The sequence below is a fragment of the Salmonirosea aquatica genome, from assembly GCF_009296315.1.
Taxonomy (GTDB): Bacteria; Bacteroidota; Bacteroidia; order Cytophagales; family Spirosomataceae; genus Salmonirosea; species Salmonirosea aquatica.
Genome location: NZ_WHLY01000002.1, coordinates 6046353 through 6064637 on the forward strand (window position 1 = coordinate 6046353; position 18285 = coordinate 6064637).

14 protein-coding genes and 2 pseudogenes are annotated in these 18285 nt (G+C 48.4%); 10 read left to right on the forward strand and 6 right to left on the reverse strand.

All coding sequences use genetic code 11. The features are described 5' to 3' along the window. Window positions 1-236 precede the first annotated feature (236 nt). A pseudogene (locus tag GBK04_RS26270) lies at window positions 237-1352 on the reverse strand (IS3 family transposase); the annotation flags it as partial. A 763-nt stretch (window positions 1353-2115) separates the two neighbouring features. Between GBK04_RS26270 and GBK04_RS26275 the strand changes: the two are divergent. After that, window positions 2116-2502, forward strand: a complete 387-nt coding sequence (locus GBK04_RS26275; protein ID WP_152764917.1) for a hypothetical protein — start codon at window positions 2116-2118, stop codon at window positions 2500-2502. 194 nt (window positions 2503-2696) lie between these two features. Here the strand turns inward: GBK04_RS26275 and GBK04_RS26280 are convergent, their stop codons facing one another. Then, window positions 2697-4076 carry a hypothetical protein gene (locus GBK04_RS26280; RefSeq protein ID WP_152764919.1) on the reverse strand — a complete coding sequence of 460 codons (1380 nt, stop codon included), beginning with the start codon at window positions 4074-4076 and terminating at the stop codon, window positions 2697-2699. 176 nt (window positions 4077-4252) lie between these two features. Continuing rightward, complete coding sequence (locus tag GBK04_RS26285) at window positions 4253-4462, reverse strand: hypothetical protein (RefSeq protein ID WP_152764921.1); 210 nt, start codon at window positions 4460-4462, stop codon at window positions 4253-4255. A gap of 280 nt (window positions 4463-4742) precedes the next feature. Between GBK04_RS26285 and GBK04_RS26290 the strand changes: the two genes are divergently transcribed. Both GBK04_RS26290 and GBK04_RS26295 read left to right on the forward strand, forming a co-directional pair. Next, entirely contained in the window at window positions 4743-5267 is a 525-nt protein-coding gene (locus GBK04_RS26290; protein ID WP_152764923.1) for a collagen-like triple helix repeat-containing protein, read from the forward strand. Between the two features lie 115 nt (window positions 5268-5382). Then, on the forward strand, window positions 5383-6882 hold the full coding sequence (locus GBK04_RS26295) for a helix-turn-helix domain-containing protein (protein ID WP_373331371.1): 1500 nt from the start codon (window positions 5383-5385) through the stop codon (window positions 6880-6882). On the opposite strand, the gene GBK04_RS26300 is transcribed toward GBK04_RS26295, so the two are convergent. Both GBK04_RS26300 and GBK04_RS26305 read right to left on the reverse strand, forming a co-directional pair. Continuing rightward, window positions 6865-7782, reverse strand: a complete 918-nt coding sequence (locus tag GBK04_RS26300; protein ID WP_152764927.1) for a sterol desaturase family protein — start codon at window positions 7780-7782, stop codon at window positions 6865-6867. The two genes, GBK04_RS26295 and GBK04_RS26300, sit on opposite strands and share 18 nt — an antisense overlap. Window positions 7783-7884: 102 nt before the next feature. Continuing rightward, window positions 7885-9042 (reverse strand): acyl-CoA dehydrogenase family protein, encoded by a 1158-nt coding sequence (locus GBK04_RS26305; RefSeq protein WP_152764929.1) that lies wholly within the window; start codon window positions 9040-9042, stop codon window positions 7885-7887. A gap of 69 nt (window positions 9043-9111) precedes the next feature. On the opposite strand from GBK04_RS26305, the gene GBK04_RS26310 reads away from it, so the two are divergent. The 5 genes and pseudogenes from GBK04_RS26310 (at window position 9112) to GBK04_RS26330 (ending at window position 15218) form a co-directional block, all read left to right on the forward strand. Further along, the gene (locus GBK04_RS26310) at window positions 9112-9453 is read left to right on the forward strand and encodes a DoxX family protein (protein WP_152764931.1); all 342 of its coding nucleotides are present in this window, start codon (window positions 9112-9114) and stop codon (window positions 9451-9453) included. Between the two features lie 49 nt (window positions 9454-9502). Further along, window positions 9503-11077, forward strand: a complete 1575-nt coding sequence (locus GBK04_RS26315; RefSeq protein ID WP_152764933.1) for an NAD(P)/FAD-dependent oxidoreductase — start codon at window positions 9503-9505, stop codon at window positions 11075-11077. A 75-nt stretch (window positions 11078-11152) separates the two neighbouring features. Further along, window positions 11153-11782 (forward strand): NUDIX hydrolase, encoded by a 630-nt coding sequence (locus GBK04_RS26320; protein ID WP_152764935.1) that lies wholly within the window; start codon window positions 11153-11155, stop codon window positions 11780-11782. Window positions 11783-11907: 125 nt separating this feature from the next. Continuing rightward, a pseudogene (locus tag GBK04_RS26325) lies at window positions 11908-14567 on the forward strand (DNA gyrase/topoisomerase IV subunit A). A 24-nt stretch (window positions 14568-14591) separates the two neighbouring features. After that, window positions 14592-15218 (forward strand): SanA/YdcF family protein, encoded by a 627-nt coding sequence (locus GBK04_RS26330; protein ID WP_373331372.1) that lies wholly within the window; start codon window positions 14592-14594, stop codon window positions 15216-15218. Between the two features lie 42 nt (window positions 15219-15260). Here the strand turns inward: GBK04_RS26330 and GBK04_RS26335 are convergent, their stop codons facing one another. Beyond that, window positions 15261-16235 carry an ABC transporter ATP-binding protein gene (locus GBK04_RS26335; RefSeq protein WP_152764937.1) on the reverse strand — a complete coding sequence of 325 codons (975 nt, stop codon included), beginning with the start codon at window positions 16233-16235 and terminating at the stop codon, window positions 15261-15263. A gap of 137 nt (window positions 16236-16372) precedes the next feature. Between GBK04_RS26335 and GBK04_RS26340 the strand changes: the two genes are divergently transcribed. Together GBK04_RS26340 and GBK04_RS26345 are read left to right on the forward strand one after the other, a co-directional pair. Next, the gene (locus tag GBK04_RS26340; RefSeq protein WP_152764939.1) at window positions 16373-17002 is read left to right on the forward strand and encodes an RNA polymerase sigma factor; all 630 of its coding nucleotides are present in this window, start codon (window positions 16373-16375) and stop codon (window positions 17000-17002) included. 23 nt (window positions 17003-17025) lie between these two features. Beyond that, a complete protein-coding gene (locus GBK04_RS26345; RefSeq protein ID WP_152764941.1) occupies window positions 17026-18102 on the forward strand; it encodes a FecR family protein in 1077 nt (358 codons plus the stop codon). Window positions 18103-18285 lie beyond the last annotated feature (183 nt).

The window sequence follows — 18285 nt, forward strand, 5'->3', positions numbered from 1 at the left end:
CTGGACCGGTTTTTTTTATTATTATCCTTTAGATTTATTCATGTACCCGGAATACCTCCCCTATTAGACGGCCTTTTTTTATTTATGTAAGTCTGACAAGCCGGTAGTAGATGTCTGGATGTATGGTGCTCCCCATTTGTTGGACAGGTTTGAGGTCAATTCAAGCTTGAATCATTAGTAGGGAAAAATTGGATTTTTTCCTACCTTTCCCACCTACTCTCATACCATTGGGCAGGTGTCTGGTAGCCCAGGGACTGATGCTTTCTCTCCCAATTGTAGAAGCGAAAATATTCACTCAGCCCCTGATGCAGGCCCAGACCGTCTTCATAAGCTCTAAGGTAAATATGTTCATATTTCACCGTACGCCAAAAACGCTCGATAAAAATATTATCCAAAGCCCGTCCTTTTGAATCCATACTTACCCTTATATCATTGGAAATCAGAGGATTCAAAAAGGCATGACTAGTGAATTGACTGCCTTGATCTGTATTGAAAATCTGAGGCTTCCCCCATTTACTCGAAGCCTCTTCCAGTGCATCAATGCAGAAATCGGTCAGCAAGGTGTTGCTTAGCCGCCAGCTCAGAATAAAGCGGCTGAACCAATCAATGATGGCGCACAAGTACAAAAATCCATTTTTCATCGGCACGTAGGTAATGTCAGTTGACCATACCTGGTTAGGTCGCTCAATGGCTACGCCTTTTAGTAGGTACGGATAAATCGTATGGCCTGGTTGCGGCTTGGAGAGCCTGGGCTTGGGCCCTACCGCTTCCAGACCCATCAAGCGCATGGGCCGACGTATCTTCTTAATGTTGACAGGGGCATTTAATGTTGTCAATTCCTGGTGCATACGGCGGACACCCATTTCAGGGCGAGCGGTGAAAAGTCTGTCCATTCGCTCCATCAACGCTAGATTCTGAGCTGATTCACCCACGGGCTGGTAGTAGTAGCTCGACCGTGAAAGGCCCAGCACTCCACACTGCTGGTTGATGGAAAACTGTTGGTCGGTAGGGTCGACCAGCTTACGAGGGTCAATGGTCAGTTCGTCCGTAATTTTTTTTTCAGCCAGTCGTTCTCGACCTTCAGTTGGCCGATCTGCTGAAAAAGAGGCGATTCTATGGCACGGGCCACCCCGCTGCTCCCGTTGCTCGACGGTAAGCGTTGGCTTGGTAGATCCCGACTCGAAGATAGAGGGAATGCCTTCGAGCGTCTGTCGCTTCCAATCGGTAATCTGTTGTGCGTGGATGCCGAATTCGCTGCTGAGTTGAGCAAGCGTTTTGACTCCTTTGAGCGCTTCGAGGACCACTTTGGTCTTGAAGCTTGCGTCGTGGACGCGGCGAGGTGACTTGGCCATTTTTGGACATTTTGTAGGTCCAAGGTAAAACTTTTTAAGTTATCCTACCTGTCCAGTTTTTGGGGAGCATTATAATGTATGTAAAGGGCTAAATAACATAGTCTGGAAATTATTGGCAGGGCCGCTCTATGAGACAGATCTTGAAACGCCCAAAAGAGACCAACACCAAATAGAATCAAACCGACTACAACCGCTAACCAAATAAGCCATTTTCTAGGTGGCTTGTCATCATCGTCATCCGACTCGGGAGAATTTAGTCCTAACTTGCCTATTGGACCAGGATTGGCTGGTTCAAGGAACCACTTTATAAAGCTCATTGATAGATTTTTGGTCCTAATTTAGAGCTGATAATAATCGGACAAAAAATTTTGTGGTGATTGGCTTTTGCGATATATTACTGGCAAAAAACGATAGTAGCTTGACATATTGAGATTATAGAACAGTTTTTGACTTAATATGTGGTGGTCTGATGAGGCTTTTAATAAAACTTATACTGGAAAGGATGGGTCAATCTGGCACTTCAAAGTCTGGAGTGACATCTTATCGCCTAATCAACTACAATGCATATTTTTTTGGAACACTGATCAGACTCAAACCGGTCTAATCGAATATCGTGATAGCCAGATTTTACACCGCCGTAGGCTTCAAGATAGAATCTTGAAAATAGTCAGTGATCGGTCATTTCGGGAGATGTATTATGTACCCCTTAAATTTCCTATCGAAAAGCATTACCTAGCATAATGCCACTTATACAACAGAATGTATGATTAAGTCAAGGTACATTTCAGATGTATTAGAATTACTCCTAGATGGTGATGAGGGAAAAGCAGCTAAATCACAAATACCCTTCTTGAGCGACACAAATTATGAGTATACTGAGGGTGGGGGTGTTTTTATAAGCTTCTCACATTCAGCAGAAATAATTGAATATAGACTTACTCAAGAAAATCTTGTTCTCAATGGTGTGACTATTGATTCACCAGAGCTAAAAGTTGGTGCTGACGCTGCCGTTTTTTTAACAAATGGTATTATTGATTATTTAGAAATCTGGTCATTTGATGGGCATTACCCCGACCATGAACTGACGAATTATGTTCTAAAGCAAGCTTGGCGGGATTCGCCAGAAAGAATAATAAATATCAAGGAATAAGCAAGAGAAATTTTGTACTAATTCTCTTTTAAGTGACAAAAAATATTAGCTCTCATTCTTGTTATAATCTCTTTACATAAAGTTAGTTATTAAAAACTTCCCAGGAAAGTGCAAATTTGAAAGAAGCTCTGTGGTACCCGCGAAATTTAAATTTATCCTTTTTTTCAGTGGTATTTACCTGGCAGGTAGTTTTTTTATTTGAGTTCAATCACTCGCCAGTAAGGAGGGCCTTCCTGATTCACTTTACCGGCTTCGTCCAGCACTTGCAGCGATACGCGGTATCTGCCAGCGGGGATGTCTACCGGAAAGCGCACGAAGGCCGACTCCCCAACCTGCGTCACGTGACGGAGTTCGGATTCGGCAAAATAAGTTTTGGTCGAATCCTGAAACCCAACCAGTTTCAGGCGGGTTCTGGGGGCCACGCTGTTGACGCTCACATAATTCTCCTGGTCCCTTGGAAAAAAGAGCGGCTCCTGGATGGAACACGACGACAGGTAGTCGCCCATATAATAGATTTCGTTCGCGGCGAGTGTGCCGGGCCTATTGTGAACCTGGTGGCAAAACTCGAATCGGGCGGTGGCATCGCTGATCCGCAGGACGTAATGTTCGTATTCCAGGGAAGCGGGGAGTTTGATTCGTGCCGTTTCGCCGTACTTGCTGGCATCCGCTACCGTTAGTTTTGTGACTTGTCCTAGGGAATCCGCCAGCTCTACTTTAAGATTATCTGCGGACAAATTCCCCCCTGTGAGCAGGAAGGTGCCTCCCGGCCGCACCCGGGACCCCTCGTAGTCCGGTTGCCAGTTGTTCACCCGGAGCCGGCCTGGTTTGAGGGTTACGAATTCGGGCGTGGTCAGTCCCTCGCCATTCTTCATGGTCAGCTCCACCTGGTAGCGACCGGGCGTCAGCTTTTCTTCCATGGATTGGATTTCGATGCCCAACTGATTGATACGGGCCGAGGCCCCCTGAAAGAAGAAGGAAGAACTTGGTCCGTTGGGACTGTCTGAGTCCTTTACGATGAAAACTTCCTTGTTATCGAGATTGGTGAATTTGGCCTGAGTCGGCAGGTCATTGCCGTGAAGATTCCGAAATGGCAAAAAGAAAAAATTGGGGCCGTACTCGGTCGGTTTTAACTGGTAATCACGGGGGTCGAAGTCGGCGGCGAGGGCAGTCGCATCGATGGTAAGCGGTCCCGCCGGAAGCAGCGTCACGGTGTATGTACTTTGCGGTGTACCGCTCGAAGCTGGGATGTTGGATGCAGCATTCTTATCGAACAATTCCAGCTTCCTGCACTCGGGGCAGTCTCCGTAAAACAGGCCCCGCCAGTTTACGGGTTTCAGCTCGGCTTGCCCACTCAATTCCACGTAAGGGATTATTTCGCCCGAGGGCAGATATTCGGGAGCCCTCACCGTAATCAATTTCTTCTCCTGGTCGATGGCCACGTCTTCCGCCGGAATCTCACGGAAATAAAGGGAGAGTATTTGCAGGTTCTGATCGGGATCGGGCGTTTTGGGCTGGCAAGCCACCACAAAGGCGATTAGTGCGGCCCAGGCAAGAGAATTGACGGAATATTTCATGGACGCAATTTTAAGTTACGTATGAGAATGGTTTCTAGTGTGTGAATAGCGGGAGCCCAGATTGATGCTTCCCAACGCCCCCCCCTTGCAATTTCCGGTTGCAGGTCACCAGGTATCTGGCTCGGTGCTGGAGGGCGACAAGGAACTCAAACTTTTGCTGCCGATGTACACCCCTGCTACTTGCAGCGCTCACGCCTTACCATCCGAACCTCATTGACGGCATCCTGCCTGGTAAGGGAGTTATCAAGAACGGATGAATCGAGCCGTCTTGCTTTCTTTAAAATCGACCACTTTTTCAAGTCAGCGAGCAGGGCATCTTGTTCTTTGCCAGACATCCTTTTAATCAGGTCGTTAATTTCCTGAACACTATTGGTTATTGTAGGCATAGGGCAAAAGTTTGGTATAATAAATCTACAACTACCCTGTTTCCATCCTTGGAAACAGGGTTTTCTTTTTATCAATTTTAACCATGCCTGCCGTTCTTATATAAAGCGCATGCTGCGGTAAAATGTACTTTACGGAGGGCTTGAGGTACTCTAGGCAGGGGTACCCTTCAAACACAGCTTTATTTGAAATTCCTAGACTAGATCAGTACTGACTCCGTGGGATTTCCCTATATTGGTGGAAATTTTATATGTTTTTTCCATTCATCAAAATCTGTGTGTTATGATTCGCAAACTACTTTTCCTGTGCCTGGTTGGGGCACTTCCTTTTTTAACGTCCTGTGATAAACTCAAAGGGGATCAAGGAGAAATCGGCCCACAGGGCGAAATCGGCCCCAAAGGCGATCCCGGTGAACCGGGCGACCCTGCTGGGGCCGTGCAGTTTTCGACCGATACGATCTCGACAGATGCCAACGGTTCACTGAGCTTCGGCCTTACACTTACGCAGGATGTCGCCAGCAGTGTTGAAAATGGCGTGGTATTGGTGTATGCCAAAAGCTCCGGTTATTGGTTCCCGCTACCAGGCATAGTACCCTTTGGCACTGAAATCTCCAACTTTACCTATGCGTATGGGGTAGAAAACCTCGACCTCAATTTTCTCATGTTCCAACTGGATGAAACGCCCAAAAAGCGATTTTTCAATAACATCCGGATCGTAGTCGTGCCTGCCCAAAATGCCCGACTCAACGGAAACATTGATTATAAGAATTACGAAGAAGTCAGAAAAGCCTTCAACCTGGCTCCCTGACCCTAAGGTACATACATCGTTATGAAGCAGCAAAAGACCGGTTCCAGTTCCGGTCTTTTGCTTGTCACCCCATATTATTCCTTACCTTTATTTCTCACTAACCTACCCTAAATCCGTGACGCTGAGCACTGAAAATGTAAAAATAGTTTTTGGTCTGAAACTAAAACAGTTACGGCTCGATCAGGGGTTGTCGCTTAGCGAAGTATCGCAGAAATCGGGGCTGTCAATTTCCTACATCAATGAAATTGAAAAAGGCAAGAAATATCCCAAGTCCGACAAGATCATTGCCCTGGCTGCGGCCTTGGGAGTGGAATACGATGCACTGGTTTCGCTGAAACTGAGCAAACGCCTCGAACCCATTTCGGAGCTCCTCAGCTCCAACGTCCTTTCCGAACTACCCCTGGATCTCTTCGGAATCGATCAATCCACACTACTCGAAATGCTTTCGGACGCGCCCACGCGGGTGAGTGCCTTCATAGGTACCCTCATCGAGATCGCCCGCAATTATAACATGTCGGTTGAGCAGTTTTATTTGTCGGCCCTGCGCACTTATCAAGAGATGAACGATAATTATTTTGAGGAAATAGAACATGCCGCCGAAGCCTACCTGGCCCAAAAGGGAATATCCGACGACCGGGTTCCGGACGAAAAGTACCTCGAGGAAATTCTGACGCAGGATTATCAATACACCATCAAATCCATCAATGCTACCAAAAACCCTGAGCTGAAAAGCGTACGATCACTACTGGTACCCCACCCTGAGGGAAACATTCTGCTGATGAACGTCAATCTCACCAGTGTGCAGAAATCCTTTGTGTACGGCCGGGAAATTGGCTATCAGTTTATGAAATTGAAGAACCGGCTCTTCACAACTTCTCTGGTAGAAGTCGAATCCTTCGAGCAACTGCTCAATAACTACAAGGCCTCCTATTTTTCGAGCGCTATCATCATTCGGCGTTCGCTGCTCGTGCCCCGGTTGAAGGCCTTCTTTTCGCAAAAAACCTGGCAACCGGGCGAACTGCTGGAAATGATTGATACCTTTAACACAACGCCCGAATCCTTTTGTTACCGATTGAGCAATATCCTACCCAAACACTTCGGTATCAACCAGTTATTTTTTCTTCGCTTCAACAACTTCGCTGGTCGTAACCAATTCGAGCTCACCAAAGAGATGCATATTGCTCGCAAGCACATTCCCCATACGGTCAAAGACGAATACTACTGCCGCCGCTGGGTTTCTCTAACCATTCTGCTGGACCTGGCGGAAAAAATGAAAAGGGGCGAGAGTGGAAAAACCATCTGCCAGGCGCAGCTCTCCAGCTATGTAGGCACCAGTGAGCAGTACCTCATGATTAGCTTTGCCCAGCAAACCGCTTCCTCCCAGAACCAGAACGTCAGTGTTTCGATGGGGATTTTTGTGAATGAAGAATCGAGAAAAGTCATCGCGTTTCTGGATGATCCCGCGATCAGGCGACGGCTGGTAAATGAAACTTGCGAACGATGCTCACTTTTCGACTGCAAAGAGCGCATGGCCGCCCCATTGGTCCTTAACCGGAAACACCAACACGAAGAACTTCAGAAAACAATCAAGACCCTGTTACAACAGACCTCCTGATTCTGAACTACCCTTTTTTTGGGACAAATACGCTTCACGCAGTTGTTCAGCCGTCAAGCGGCTACCGTCATGCGACCAGCCCGGGGGTTTCAGCAGGTAGCCCAATCGTAGTTTCCAGGTGGTCTGCTGTTTGACATCCTGCACAATCTCCTTCCATTCGTGAAAAACGGTATTTTCAACCGAGGTATCATCCAGCGATTTGGTCAATCCAAACCGCAACTCCACTTCGTCCAGTTCTTCCTGGAAAGTACCAAAAAGCTTATCCCAGATGATCAGGCACATACCCATATTCCGATCAAGATACTCGATGTTGGAGGCATGGTGAACCCGGTGATGCGACGGCGTAACCAGTACTTTTTCCAACCAACCGAGCCTATCTATGTACTTGGTATGGACCAGAATGCCATAGATCTGAGTAATCGAATACATCAGTACAATGTCAGCGGGTCGAAAACCCAACACAACCAGCGGCACGAAATAAACAAAACGGTACAGAGGTTGAAAAACCGACGAACGAAATCCAGTCGTCAAATTGAAATATTCGGATGAATGATGGGTGACATGGATAGCCCAGAACAGTCGGCTTTTATGATCCACATAGTGAAGGATGTAAAAAATAAAATCCTCCGCCAGAAAGAGTGCGAACCAGTAAAGATAAGGGTTTTCAAGCGGCTCGAGAAATCGTATGTCGAAAAACCATGCCAGAATACCAATATATAAAATCCTGAATGACAGATCAATACCTGCATTCAACATCATCAGCAGAGCATTCATGAATGTATCTCGCCAACTATAATATACGCGATGCTGGGCGTGACTGAGAAATACTTCTGCTCCGATCAGAAGTAGATAAAGGGGGGTGGAAAATTGAATGATCAGTTCCTCAAAAATGATCTCCATTTAATAGCGGCTATATGAATATTTCGGTAGAGCAGGGTACCTCAAAATTAATCAAAATGCTCACGTGTTGGTTCCTGAAACGGGCGTTTTTATCCACAATTTTCATTTAAAAGCAGGTAGTCCGGTTATATCCGCCCCGAGTATCAGCAGGTGAATGTCATGGGTACCTTCATAGGTGACCACCGATTCTAAATTCATCAGATGCCGCATAATCGGGTACTGTCCTGTAATGCCCATCCCTCCCAGTATTTGGCGGGCTTCGCGGGCTACCTGCAGGGCCATAGCCACATTGTTCCGCTTAGCCAGCGAAATCTGCGCCGAGGTAGCTTTGCCGGCATTTTTTAGGGTACCCAGCCGCCAGGCAACCAGCTGGGCCTTGGTTATTTCGGTCAGCATTTCGGCCAGTTTTTTTTGGGTGAGCTGAAAAGCTGCAATCGGTTTGTCAAACTGAATGCGTTCCAAAGCGTACTGCAAAGCAGTTTCGTAACAATCGATAGCCGCTCCCGCGGCTCCCCAGGCAATTCCGTAGCGGGCGTTGTCAAGACATCCCAGGGCGGCTCCTACCCCCACGGCACCGGGCAAAAGGTTTTCGTGGGGTACCTTCACCTGATCAAACACCAATTCGCCCGTAGCACTCGTCCGTAGCGACCATTTGTTCTTGATTTCAGGAGTCGAGAAACCTTCCATACCCCTTTCCAGAATCAATCCCTGTACTCTACCCTCCTGATTACGAGCCCACACCACCGCCACATCGGCCAATGGAGCATTCGAAATCCAGGTTTTCGATCCATTCAGGATGTAGTGATCACCCACTGCAACCAAACGGGAAGCCATACCGGCAGGATTGGAACCAAAATCTGGTTCGGTTAGTCCAAAGCAACCCAGGTACTCGCCACTGGCCAGTTTAGGCAGGTACCGGCGTTTCTGAGCTTCGGTACCATATTGAAAAATCGGCCCCATCACCAACGAGCTCTGCACCGAAATAGTGGAGCGCATCCCCGAATCACCGCGCTCGATCTCCTGGCACACCAGCCCGTAGCTTATGGAATCAGCACCCGCCCCGCCGTATTCAACGGGCAGCGTGGTACCAAATAGTCCTAACTCCCCAAACCGCCTCATCAAATGTCCGGGGAATTCGGCTTTCTGCGCGTACTGCTCTATGATCGGTTTGATTTCGGCGTCAGTGAAGTCGGCTACTGTTTTTTGAACTTGGCGGTTTTCATCAGTCAGCAAATCCGAGATGTCATAAAAATCAGTCATAGTTTATTTTTTTCGCTACATTACAGAGCTTAACTTTTTATTTCTAAACGACCTTCATCCACCCGTCGTATGATAGTGTACCTAATGGGATTGCTTTACATGACGGCCGGCATCGCCCACTTGGTAAGCCCCCGCTTCTTTCTCAAAATAGTACCGCCGTACCTACCCTTCCCCGATGTGTTGGTTTTGCTTTCAGGAATAGCCGAAATAGTACTGGGTACCCTGCTCTTCTTCCCTACCATCCGTCCCTGGGCAGCTTGGGGTATTATCATATTACTTATTGCGGTATTTCCCGCCAATCTCTACATGGCCTATGGCGCACCGTTTCAGGCTTTGTCCGCCTGGCTGAGGTGGGGTCGTTTGCCCTTACAGTTGGTGCTGATCTGGTGGGCCTATCAGTATACAAAGTAGCATGGTTTTTGCGTAAATTTGTTCTTTTTAAAGGATAAATCCCTTTCAAATGCCCTTAACCAAGCAGTACATTCTTCCTCCCGAAATCGCATTGGAGGAAAATGCTTTCCGTACCTACGTTCTGTCCGATCTCCGCATCAAGGAGCCTTCCAGCGTCCTGATTCGTAAGGTACGGCAATCCATCGATGCCCGAGGCAGGCAGGTGAAAGTTAACGTGCAGGCGGATGTATTTATAGATGAAGTACCTACCGAAGTAATCGATTACCGCAAACCCTTGGTCGATGTCAGCCAAAGCGATGCGGTGATCATTGTAGGCTGCGGTCCGGCGGGTACCTTCGCCGCCCTGCGCCTCATCGAGGCCGGCCTAAAACCCATCATCCTGGAACGCGGGAAAGATGTACGGTCCCGTCGCCGCGACCTGGCGGCCATTAATCGGCATCATACGGTAAATCCTGACTCAAATTATTGTTTCGGCGAAGGGGGCGCAGGTACCTACTCGGATGGAAAACTGTACACCCGGTCGAACAAGCGGGGAAATATCCGGCGTATTCTGGAAATCTTTGTTGCCCATGGAGCCAGCGAAGACATTCTCATCGAGGCTCATCCGCATATCGGCACCAATAAACTACCCAAAATTGTGGCCGAAATGCGCGAAACCATCGAAAGCGCAGGAGGAGAAATTCATTTCGACAGCCGGGTGGTCGATTTGCTGATCGAGCAAAATGAAATAAAAGGGGTAGTAACCAGAGATGGAAATGAACATACAGGGTTGGGGGTGATTCTGGCGACCGGACATTCCGCCCGTGATATATTCGACTTACTGCATACCCGAAACGTGACGATCGAAGAGAAACCCTTTGCGATGGGCGTACGGATTGAACATCCGCAACAAACGATCGATCGGATTCAGTACCACTGTGGCACCGACCGGGGACCCTACCTACCTGCGGCCTCGTACAGCCTGGTGGCACAAACCCGCTACAAAGGTCTTCAGCGGGGGGTATTTTCTTTTTGCATGTGTCCTGGTGGATTTATAGTACCCTCGGCCACATCCCCCGGCGAGTTGGTAGTCAACGGTATGTCGCCCTCACGCCGGGATTCGCGCTTTGCTAATTCGGGCATCGTGGTAGCAACGCAACCGGCCGATACTAAGCAGTACCGGGAGTTCGGCCCCTTGGCAGGCCTGCATTTTCAGCGGGAAGTGGAGCAACGGGCCTGCCAAATGGCGGGCAATACCCAAACTGCCCCCGCCCAGCGAGTAAATGATTTTCTTTCCAAGAAAATTTCGTCGTCCTTAAACGATACGTCCTACCAGCCCGGCTTGCTGGCGGCTGACTTTTTTTCGGTTCTGCCCGAAACCATTGTTCACCCGCTGCAAAAGGGCCTGCAGGAATTCGGCCAAAAAATGAAAGGGTACACTACACAGGAAGCCCAACTGATCGGGGTGGAAAGCCGTACCTCATCGCCCGTCAGAATCCCGCGTGACCCGCACCTTTGCGAACACCCTTCGCTCAAACGCCTTTTTCCGTGCGGAGAGGGAGCCGGCTACGCGGGGGGCATCATGTCGGCTGCGATGGATGGGGAACGCTGCGCCGAACAATTGGTGGCGCGTTATCGGAAATAAGCCTTTGACATTGAAAGTATCCTCTAATTTTAGTAAAATTGGCGATCTGGACTTGGTGTCCTTTTTACCACACTCATGTCGCACCCTTTTTTTGAATCCTTTATTGGTGAGGTAACGCAAAAATTCCAGTCCCCCCTACCGGGCGAGCGGGCTCATGCCAGTATGCTGGCCAACTCGCCCCTCCGGATGAATGCCCGGCCCAATGCCCGCACCCGTAAGAGCGCCGTTCTGATTCTCTTTTATCCCTATCAGGGGGAGGTGTATCTACCCCTGATCCTGCGCCCTGCCTACGATGGTGTACATTCGGGGCAAATGGCATTTCCGGGAGGACGTTTTGAACCCACCGATGAAGACTTGATTCGAACCGCCAAGCGTGAAGCTCAGGAAGAAATCGGCCTGCGGCTCAACGATGTGCGGGTTTTGGGAGTCCTGAGCGAGTTGTTCATTCCTCCCAGTAATTTTTTTGTCCTGCCCGTAGTGGCCTACCTACCCTACCGCCCCGAGTTTTTTCCAGATCCCCGCGAGGTGGAAAAAGTCCTTGAGGTACCCTACCGGGAAATCAAGGACAAATCGATCATTGGCCAGAGCGAAATCGAAGTGCGGGGCAAATTGATACAGGCTCCCCATTACCTCATTCAGACCTACAAGGTATGGGGCGCCACCGCCATGATGATCAGTGAACTGCTCACCTTGCTGGAATCCTGAATTGTTGCGAAAAGGACTATAAAAATAATTACATACCTGTACCTTTTCCTTTCAACAGGCAGTGAATTGTCTTAAAAAATTTGTATTTTTACTGATTACTAAAACCCTACGACCCTAATTCCTTTATGGAAGAAAATAGTACCAATGTCCCCCTGGAAGACGGAGAATTGCACGAAAAACTCCCCATCTCGGGTTTATACGAAAACTGGTTTCTGGAATATGCTTCCTATGTAATTCTGGAACGCGCGGTACCCGCTATCGAAGATGGCCTGAAGCCCGTTCAGCGGCGCATCATGCACGCCCTGAACGAAATGGATGATGGGCGCTTCAACAAGGTAGCCAATGTGATTGGCTCCACCATGCAGTACCACCCCCACGGCGATGCTTCCATCAACGATGCCATTGTCAATATCGGTCAAAAAGAACTCCTACTTGATACCCAGGGCAACTGGGGCGATGTAAGAACGGGCGATAGTGCAGCCGCCCCGCGGTACATCGAAGTCCGCTTGTCGAAGTTTGGCCGGGAAGTCGTTTTTAATGGCGACACCACGGACTGGCAACTCTCTTACGATGGGCGCAAGCGTGAACCCGTCACCCTGCCGGTCAAATTTCCCTTGCTGCTGGCTCAGGGTGTCGAAGGAATTGCCGTAGGGCTATCCACCAAAATCCTTCCGCATAATTTCTGTGAGCTGATCGAAGCTTCTATTGATATTCTGAAAGGGAAAAAGGTGGAGATTTACCCCGACTTCCAGACGGGTGGCTATGTGGATGTTTCGAACTATAACGATGGCCACCGGGGCGGTAAGGTACGGGTGCGGGCTCGAATCGAGGAAGAGGATAAGAAAATGCTGGTTGTCAAGGATATTCCCTATGGCACCACCACCACTTCCATCATTGATTCCATCATCAAAGCCAACGACAGTGGTAAAATCAAAGTAAAGAAAGTGGTGGACAACACCGCGGCAGACGTAGAAATCCAGATCCACTTGGCACCCGGAGTCTCGCCCGACATTACGATGGATGCGCTCTATGCTTTCACGGAGTGTGAGGTTTCGATTTCGCCCAATGCCTGCGTGATCATGGGAGATAAGCCTCATTTTCTGGGGTTACCAGTATTCTTCGGTACAATACCGAGAAAACCGTTGACTTGCTTCGTCAGGAACTGGAAATCAGAAAGGCCAATCTGCTGGAAAAAATTCTCTATGGTTCTCTTGAGAAAATCTTCATCGAGAACCGAATCTATCGGGATATTGAAGAATGCGAAACATTTGAGGCCGTACTCAAAACCATCGATAAAGGTCTAGAACCCTATAAATCACAATTTTATCGGACTATTACCGAAGAAGACATTCTTACCCTGACCGAGATTCGGATCAAGCGTATTTCGAAGTACGACGGGTTCAAAGCCGAAGAGCAAATGCGCCGTTGGGAGCAAGATCTGGCCGAAACGGAGGACAATCTGGCCAATATCACACGCTTTGCCATCGACTACTTCAAGGATATGCTGAAGAAGTATGGCAAAGGCCGCGAGCGCAAAACGATCCTCCGGACTTTCAATCAGATTTCGGCTACCATCGTTGCGGCCAATAACCAGAAACTCTACGTGAACCGGGCCGACGGGTTCATCGGCTACGGTCTGAAAAAGGACGAATACGTAATGGATTGCTCGGACATTGACGACATCATCGTTTTCCGGCGCGACGGCCGCTGCCTGGTTACCAAGATTCAGGATAAGATTTTTGTCGGGAAGGACATCATCCATTGTTCCGTGTTTGTTAAAAACGACGAGCGGAAGGTGTACAACATGGTTTATCTGGAAGGTAAGTCGGGGGTATCCTACATCAAGCGATTCCAGATTACGGCCGTGACCCGCGACCGGGAATATGATCTGACACAAGGTACCCCCCGCTCAAAAGTCACCTACTTTACGGCCAACGACAATGGCGAAGCGGAGGTGATTACCGTCAACCTCACCGCCCAGTGCAAAGCTAAAGTCAAGCAGTTTGACTTTAATTTTGCCGATCTGCTCATCAAAAACCGAAATGCCAACGGCAATATCCTGACCAAGTACCCCATCCGTAAAATAATGCTGAAACAAGCCGGTGTTTCCACCCTCGGTGGGGTGGATATCTGGTACGATACCACCATCGGCCGCCTCAACCGTGATGAAAGAGGGGTGTACCTGGGTAACTTCGACGCTAAAGATTCCATTCTGGTTATTTATAAGGAGGGTTCTTACGAGCTCACCAATTTCGATCTGACCAACCACTTCGAGCCAACAGAGATTTTGCTACTTACGAAGTTCGACCCCACCCGGGTCATCACAGCCGTATATTTCGACAACGGACAAAAAATTCATTACATTAAGCGTTTCCTGATTGAAACCACCACCGCCGATAAGAAATTTCTGTTCATCAGTGATGCGAAGGGAAGCAAACTACTTCTATCGTCCTTAGAGAAACGTCCCCGCCTGCTGCTGTCTGTACAGAAAACGCCAAAATCACCCGTAGAGGCCGAAGAAATCGTCGCCGAAGAGGCCGTGGACGTCCGGGGTTGGAAAGCGCTTGGCAACAAACTAACGGCCGATCGGGTAAAGGAGGTGCATTGGCTCGATCCGCTGCCAACGGAAGAAGCTCCCACTGACGAAGAATCCGAATTGGCCGAGCAATCATCCGAACTAGAAATTGAACCGGATACTGAATCAACCGAAGCCGAATTGATTCCTAATGTCCGTCAAATAGATTTGGCCGAAGCTAAAAAGAATCAATTGGGATTATTTGAATAGAAGTAGCTGTAAAGTACCCTCCTCGTGAAACGCCTTGTAAAAATATTTGTCGGTGTATCCTTCGGAAGTATCGTGTTCGTGCTTCTCTGCAATATGTGGGTGGTTATGACCACCCGTTCGCAGAGCTATTTCTCAGTTAAAAAACTGCCCACCAATGAGGTAGGTCTCGTACTGGGTACCAGCAAAGCCACCTCCGATGGCAAGGAGAACCTGTTTTTCAAGTACCGTATGGAGGCTGCGGCTCGGCTATTTAATGAAGGAAAAGTCAAGTACCTGATTTTGAGTGGCAATAACGACTCAAAATATTACAACGAGCCCCTGGATATGCAGAAGGCAATCATGGCTTTAGGGGTACCTCGCAGCGCCATGCAACTGGACTATGCCGGGTACCGTACCTTCGATTCGGTAATTCGGTGTAAGGGAATTTTCAATGAGGACAACATCACGATAGTCTCCCAGGATTTTCAGAATGCCCGGGCCCTTTACATTGCCAAAAATGAGGGCATTAATGCCGTAGCCTTTGCGGCGCAGGATGTGCCAGCGGGCTACTCAGTCCGTACGCTGGTGCGGGAATACCTGGCGCGGCCTAAGGCAGTACTTGATGTACACTTTTATCGACCACCTACCCTGCCCCACAACAAAATGCGGTAGGTGGTATTCCTAATAAACAGCAGTTTAGTCGTTCATCCTGTATTAGCGGGGCATATCTCTCAGATATTTCATGGCATGGTTGAGGAGTACTTCGTCACCAACCTTTTTATCCCTCCGGTTTCGGTAAAAAATTAAATTTTGTCCCTCCGTAGTTTTACATACATACTCATAATGCCCCCCTTTAAAATGGATTTTTGTGATTGCAGCCTTCCATCGGGCTTTTCCTTCCTCTGTGACCAACCTTAGAAAATTCGGCCGAATCATCTGCCATTTCCCCGGAATAGAGCCCGGAATCAGATTGACTTGTCCCGTAAGCTCTGCCACGTACACACTGACGGGTTGTTCGTAAATTTCCCTGGGGGTACCTTCCTGAACGATTTTTCCTTCTTTTAATATAATCAACCGATCCGCCCAGGCCAGCGCCTCCCCGGCATCGTGGGTGACGAAGAGGCAGGTCAATTGGTGTGAGCTTTTCAAGTCCTCAATGGCTTCGGCCAGGTTTTGTTTATTACGCAAATCCAAGTGGGCAAAAGGTTCGTCGAGTAGCAGCAACTCAGGTACCTCGGCCACGGCCTGCGCCAGCGCAGTGCGCTGCTTTTCACCACCCGACAGCAACTTGGCCTTTTGGTGCTGAACGACCGAAAGTCGGGTCAATTCAACCAATTCATCGACTTTTCGTTCCCGATAGTCCCGTTCGTAGAAACGCAAGGCATACGAAATGTTTTCGCGCGCAGTCTGATTGGGAAACAGCTCGTAGTCCTGCTGTACCAATTTTATGGCTTTGTGGCCTTTGATTAGTTGATCCCGAACGGGCTGCAAAGGGGTACCTTTGAGATTGACCGAGCCCTGGTCCGCGTCGATAAAACGACCGATGATTTTCAGAAGGGTACTTTTCCCCGATCCGCTCTCTCCAACAATCCCTACCCATTCGCCCGGCTGGACGGTCAGGGAAAGGTCTGTAAGCACCATTTTATCATCAAATTGCTTGGATATGGCTGACAGTTGGAGTAGAGACATGCGGCTTTTGGGGAGAAGGTAGAGCAATTTTATAATAAATGTGATTTTTTTTCAGGATATACTGCCAAGAAGCGTCTCCTTTGGGTATACGATCCAGCTATCTAAGTTTTTAATACCAATCAAGCGCTTTGAGTATAATGGGCAAATCGAGCGGGGTAGTCCGAAGTACCGTTTCCACTGTACCCAGCCGAGTGTGGGATGACACAACGCTGTGGCAAAGCTTCCGAAAAGGTGACCGTACCGCGTTTGAACACATTCTGGAAAGCCACTATACATTACTGCTCAAATACGGAATTAGGATTTGCAATGACAAAGAGTTTGTAAAAGATTGCCTGCATGATTTGTTTGTGGATTTGTGGAACCGAAGGGAGCAGCTGGAGGAAATCCGGAACCTTAAATCCTACCTCCTGGTTTCGTTCCGCCGGAAAGTCCTGAAAGAATCCCATAAACTACGTTGGTTCAGGGAAGCCGGGGAAGTTACGGAAGACTACACGTTTGAGGTCCAGTTCACGATAGAGGCGTACCTGATCAATAATGAGGTACAGCACGAATCGCTTTTGCGGCTTAAAAATAGTCTGGAGAAACTCACCAAACGACAGCGGGAGGTAATCTATTTGCGTTTTTATCAGGAGATGGATTACGATGAAATCGCTGATTCGCTGGGAATAAACTACCACTCGGTGGTGAATCTGATGTACGAAGGAATGAAGCTACTACGGAAAAACTGGTTCCTTGCCCTTCTGACTACCTGTACCTTCTTCTCCTGAATCATCCCGAACATGCTATTTTCATGAAAAACTACTTAAATTATAAGGTAGATGATTTTTTTCAGGATTTGTATTTCCGAAAATGGGTTTTGGATTCCCTGCCTACCACGGATCATTTCTGGACCGCCTGGTACGTTGCTCATCCCGAACAGCGGGAGATCATCGAGGAAGCCAAAGCGCTGGTACTGGCCTTTCAATGTGAGGATGTTCCAGTCGATGCGGATGAAGTAAAGCAGTCGGTAGAGGCCATCATGCTTTTTACAGAATCTGGGTCTCCCGTTCCTTTGTACGGCCGGGTGTGGTTTCGAGTAGCAGCCTGTCTGCTGGTCGGGCTGGGTTTCACATTCTGGATAGCAAGCAGGTGGAATAGGTCGGCTACTGACGTCATTACCACCGCCCAACCCCACGAATCAGATACCCTTAAAATCACTTCCACAGCGAATTCGGAAGCCCAGATCCAGAACATAACCTTGCATGATGGATCAAAAATCACCCTGAAAGCCAACAGTACCCTCCGCATTGCCGAGGATTTCGATAAAACTTCCCGGGTGGTTTACCTCACAGGGGAGGCACTTTTCGAGGTGGCCAAAGATCCGCAAAAACCTTTCCTGGTATACACTGAGAATCTGGTGACTCGGGTACTGGGTACCAGCTTTGAAATCAGGGATTTTACGCAGGAAAAGGATGTTTCGGTTTCGGTAAAAACCGGCAAGGTAACGGTATTCAAAAATAAGTCGACTCCAGTAAGTACCCTCTCCGAAAATATCATACTCATGCCTAATCAGCAGGCGGTTTATGTAAAAGCCGACCGGAAATTGGTGAAAACAATTGTTGAAAACCCCGTTAAGCTGCACGAACCTATGCAGTTTCGAAATTTCGTGTACAACGAGGCTCCAATCCCCCAGGTACTTAGCGAGCTTGAGGACGCTTATGGAGTAAAAATCATTTTCGATGAACAGCAATTAAAGCATTGCAACCTGACCGCCCGCATGACCAACGAGCCCCTTTTTGAGAAGTTGACGCTGATTTGTGAAACCATACAAGCCCGCTATGAGATCGTGGACGGTCAGATCGTGGTGGATAGCCGGGGTTGCCACTAACGGCCAATGGGTACCCTTAAAGGATTTTTAGCAACAAACAGAACTCTGAATTCAATAAAAAAGGCCGGCCGTGCTGCGAACACGCCCGACCTGCTTTGCCCGGTACACTGCATGGCCAGACTGGTCAGAAGTGATTAATTTTTGTCTAACACGCGTCACGTATTAACCCAAAAACTGCTGCCA

Excerpts from the sequence above, each read along its gene's own strand:
- GBK04_RS26275 (WP_152764917.1), top strand. The coding sequence starts at position 2,116 with ATGATTAAGTCAAGGTACATTTCAGATGTATTAGAATTACTCCTAGAT.
- GBK04_RS26280 (WP_152764919.1), bottom strand. The coding sequence starts at position 4,076 with ATGAAATATTCCGTCAATTCTCTTGCCTGGGCCGCACTAATCGCCTTT.
- GBK04_RS26285 (WP_152764921.1), bottom strand. The coding sequence starts at position 4,462 with ATGCCTACAATAACCAATAGTGTTCAGGAAATTAACGACCTGATTAAA.
- GBK04_RS26290 (WP_152764923.1), top strand. The coding sequence starts at position 4,743 with ATGATTCGCAAACTACTTTTCCTGTGCCTGGTTGGGGCACTTCCTTTT.
- GBK04_RS26300 (WP_152764927.1), bottom strand. The coding sequence starts at position 7,782 with ATGGAGATCATTTTTGAGGAACTGATCATTCAATTTTCCACCCCCCTT.
- GBK04_RS26305 (WP_152764929.1), bottom strand. The coding sequence starts at position 9,042 with ATGACTGATTTTTATGACATCTCGGATTTGCTGACTGATGAAAACCGC.
- GBK04_RS26310 (WP_152764931.1), top strand. The coding sequence starts at position 9,112 with ATGATAGTGTACCTAATGGGATTGCTTTACATGACGGCCGGCATCGCC.
- GBK04_RS26315 (WP_152764933.1), top strand. The coding sequence starts at position 9,503 with ATGCCCTTAACCAAGCAGTACATTCTTCCTCCCGAAATCGCATTGGAG.
- GBK04_RS26320 (WP_152764935.1), top strand. The coding sequence starts at position 11,153 with ATGTCGCACCCTTTTTTTGAATCCTTTATTGGTGAGGTAACGCAAAAA.
- GBK04_RS26335 (WP_152764937.1), bottom strand. The coding sequence starts at position 16,235 with ATGTCTCTACTCCAACTGTCAGCCATATCCAAGCAATTTGATGATAAA.
- GBK04_RS26340 (WP_152764939.1), top strand. The coding sequence starts at position 16,373 with ATGGGCAAATCGAGCGGGGTAGTCCGAAGTACCGTTTCCACTGTACCC.
- GBK04_RS26345 (WP_152764941.1), top strand. The coding sequence starts at position 17,026 with ATGAAAAACTACTTAAATTATAAGGTAGATGATTTTTTTCAGGATTTG.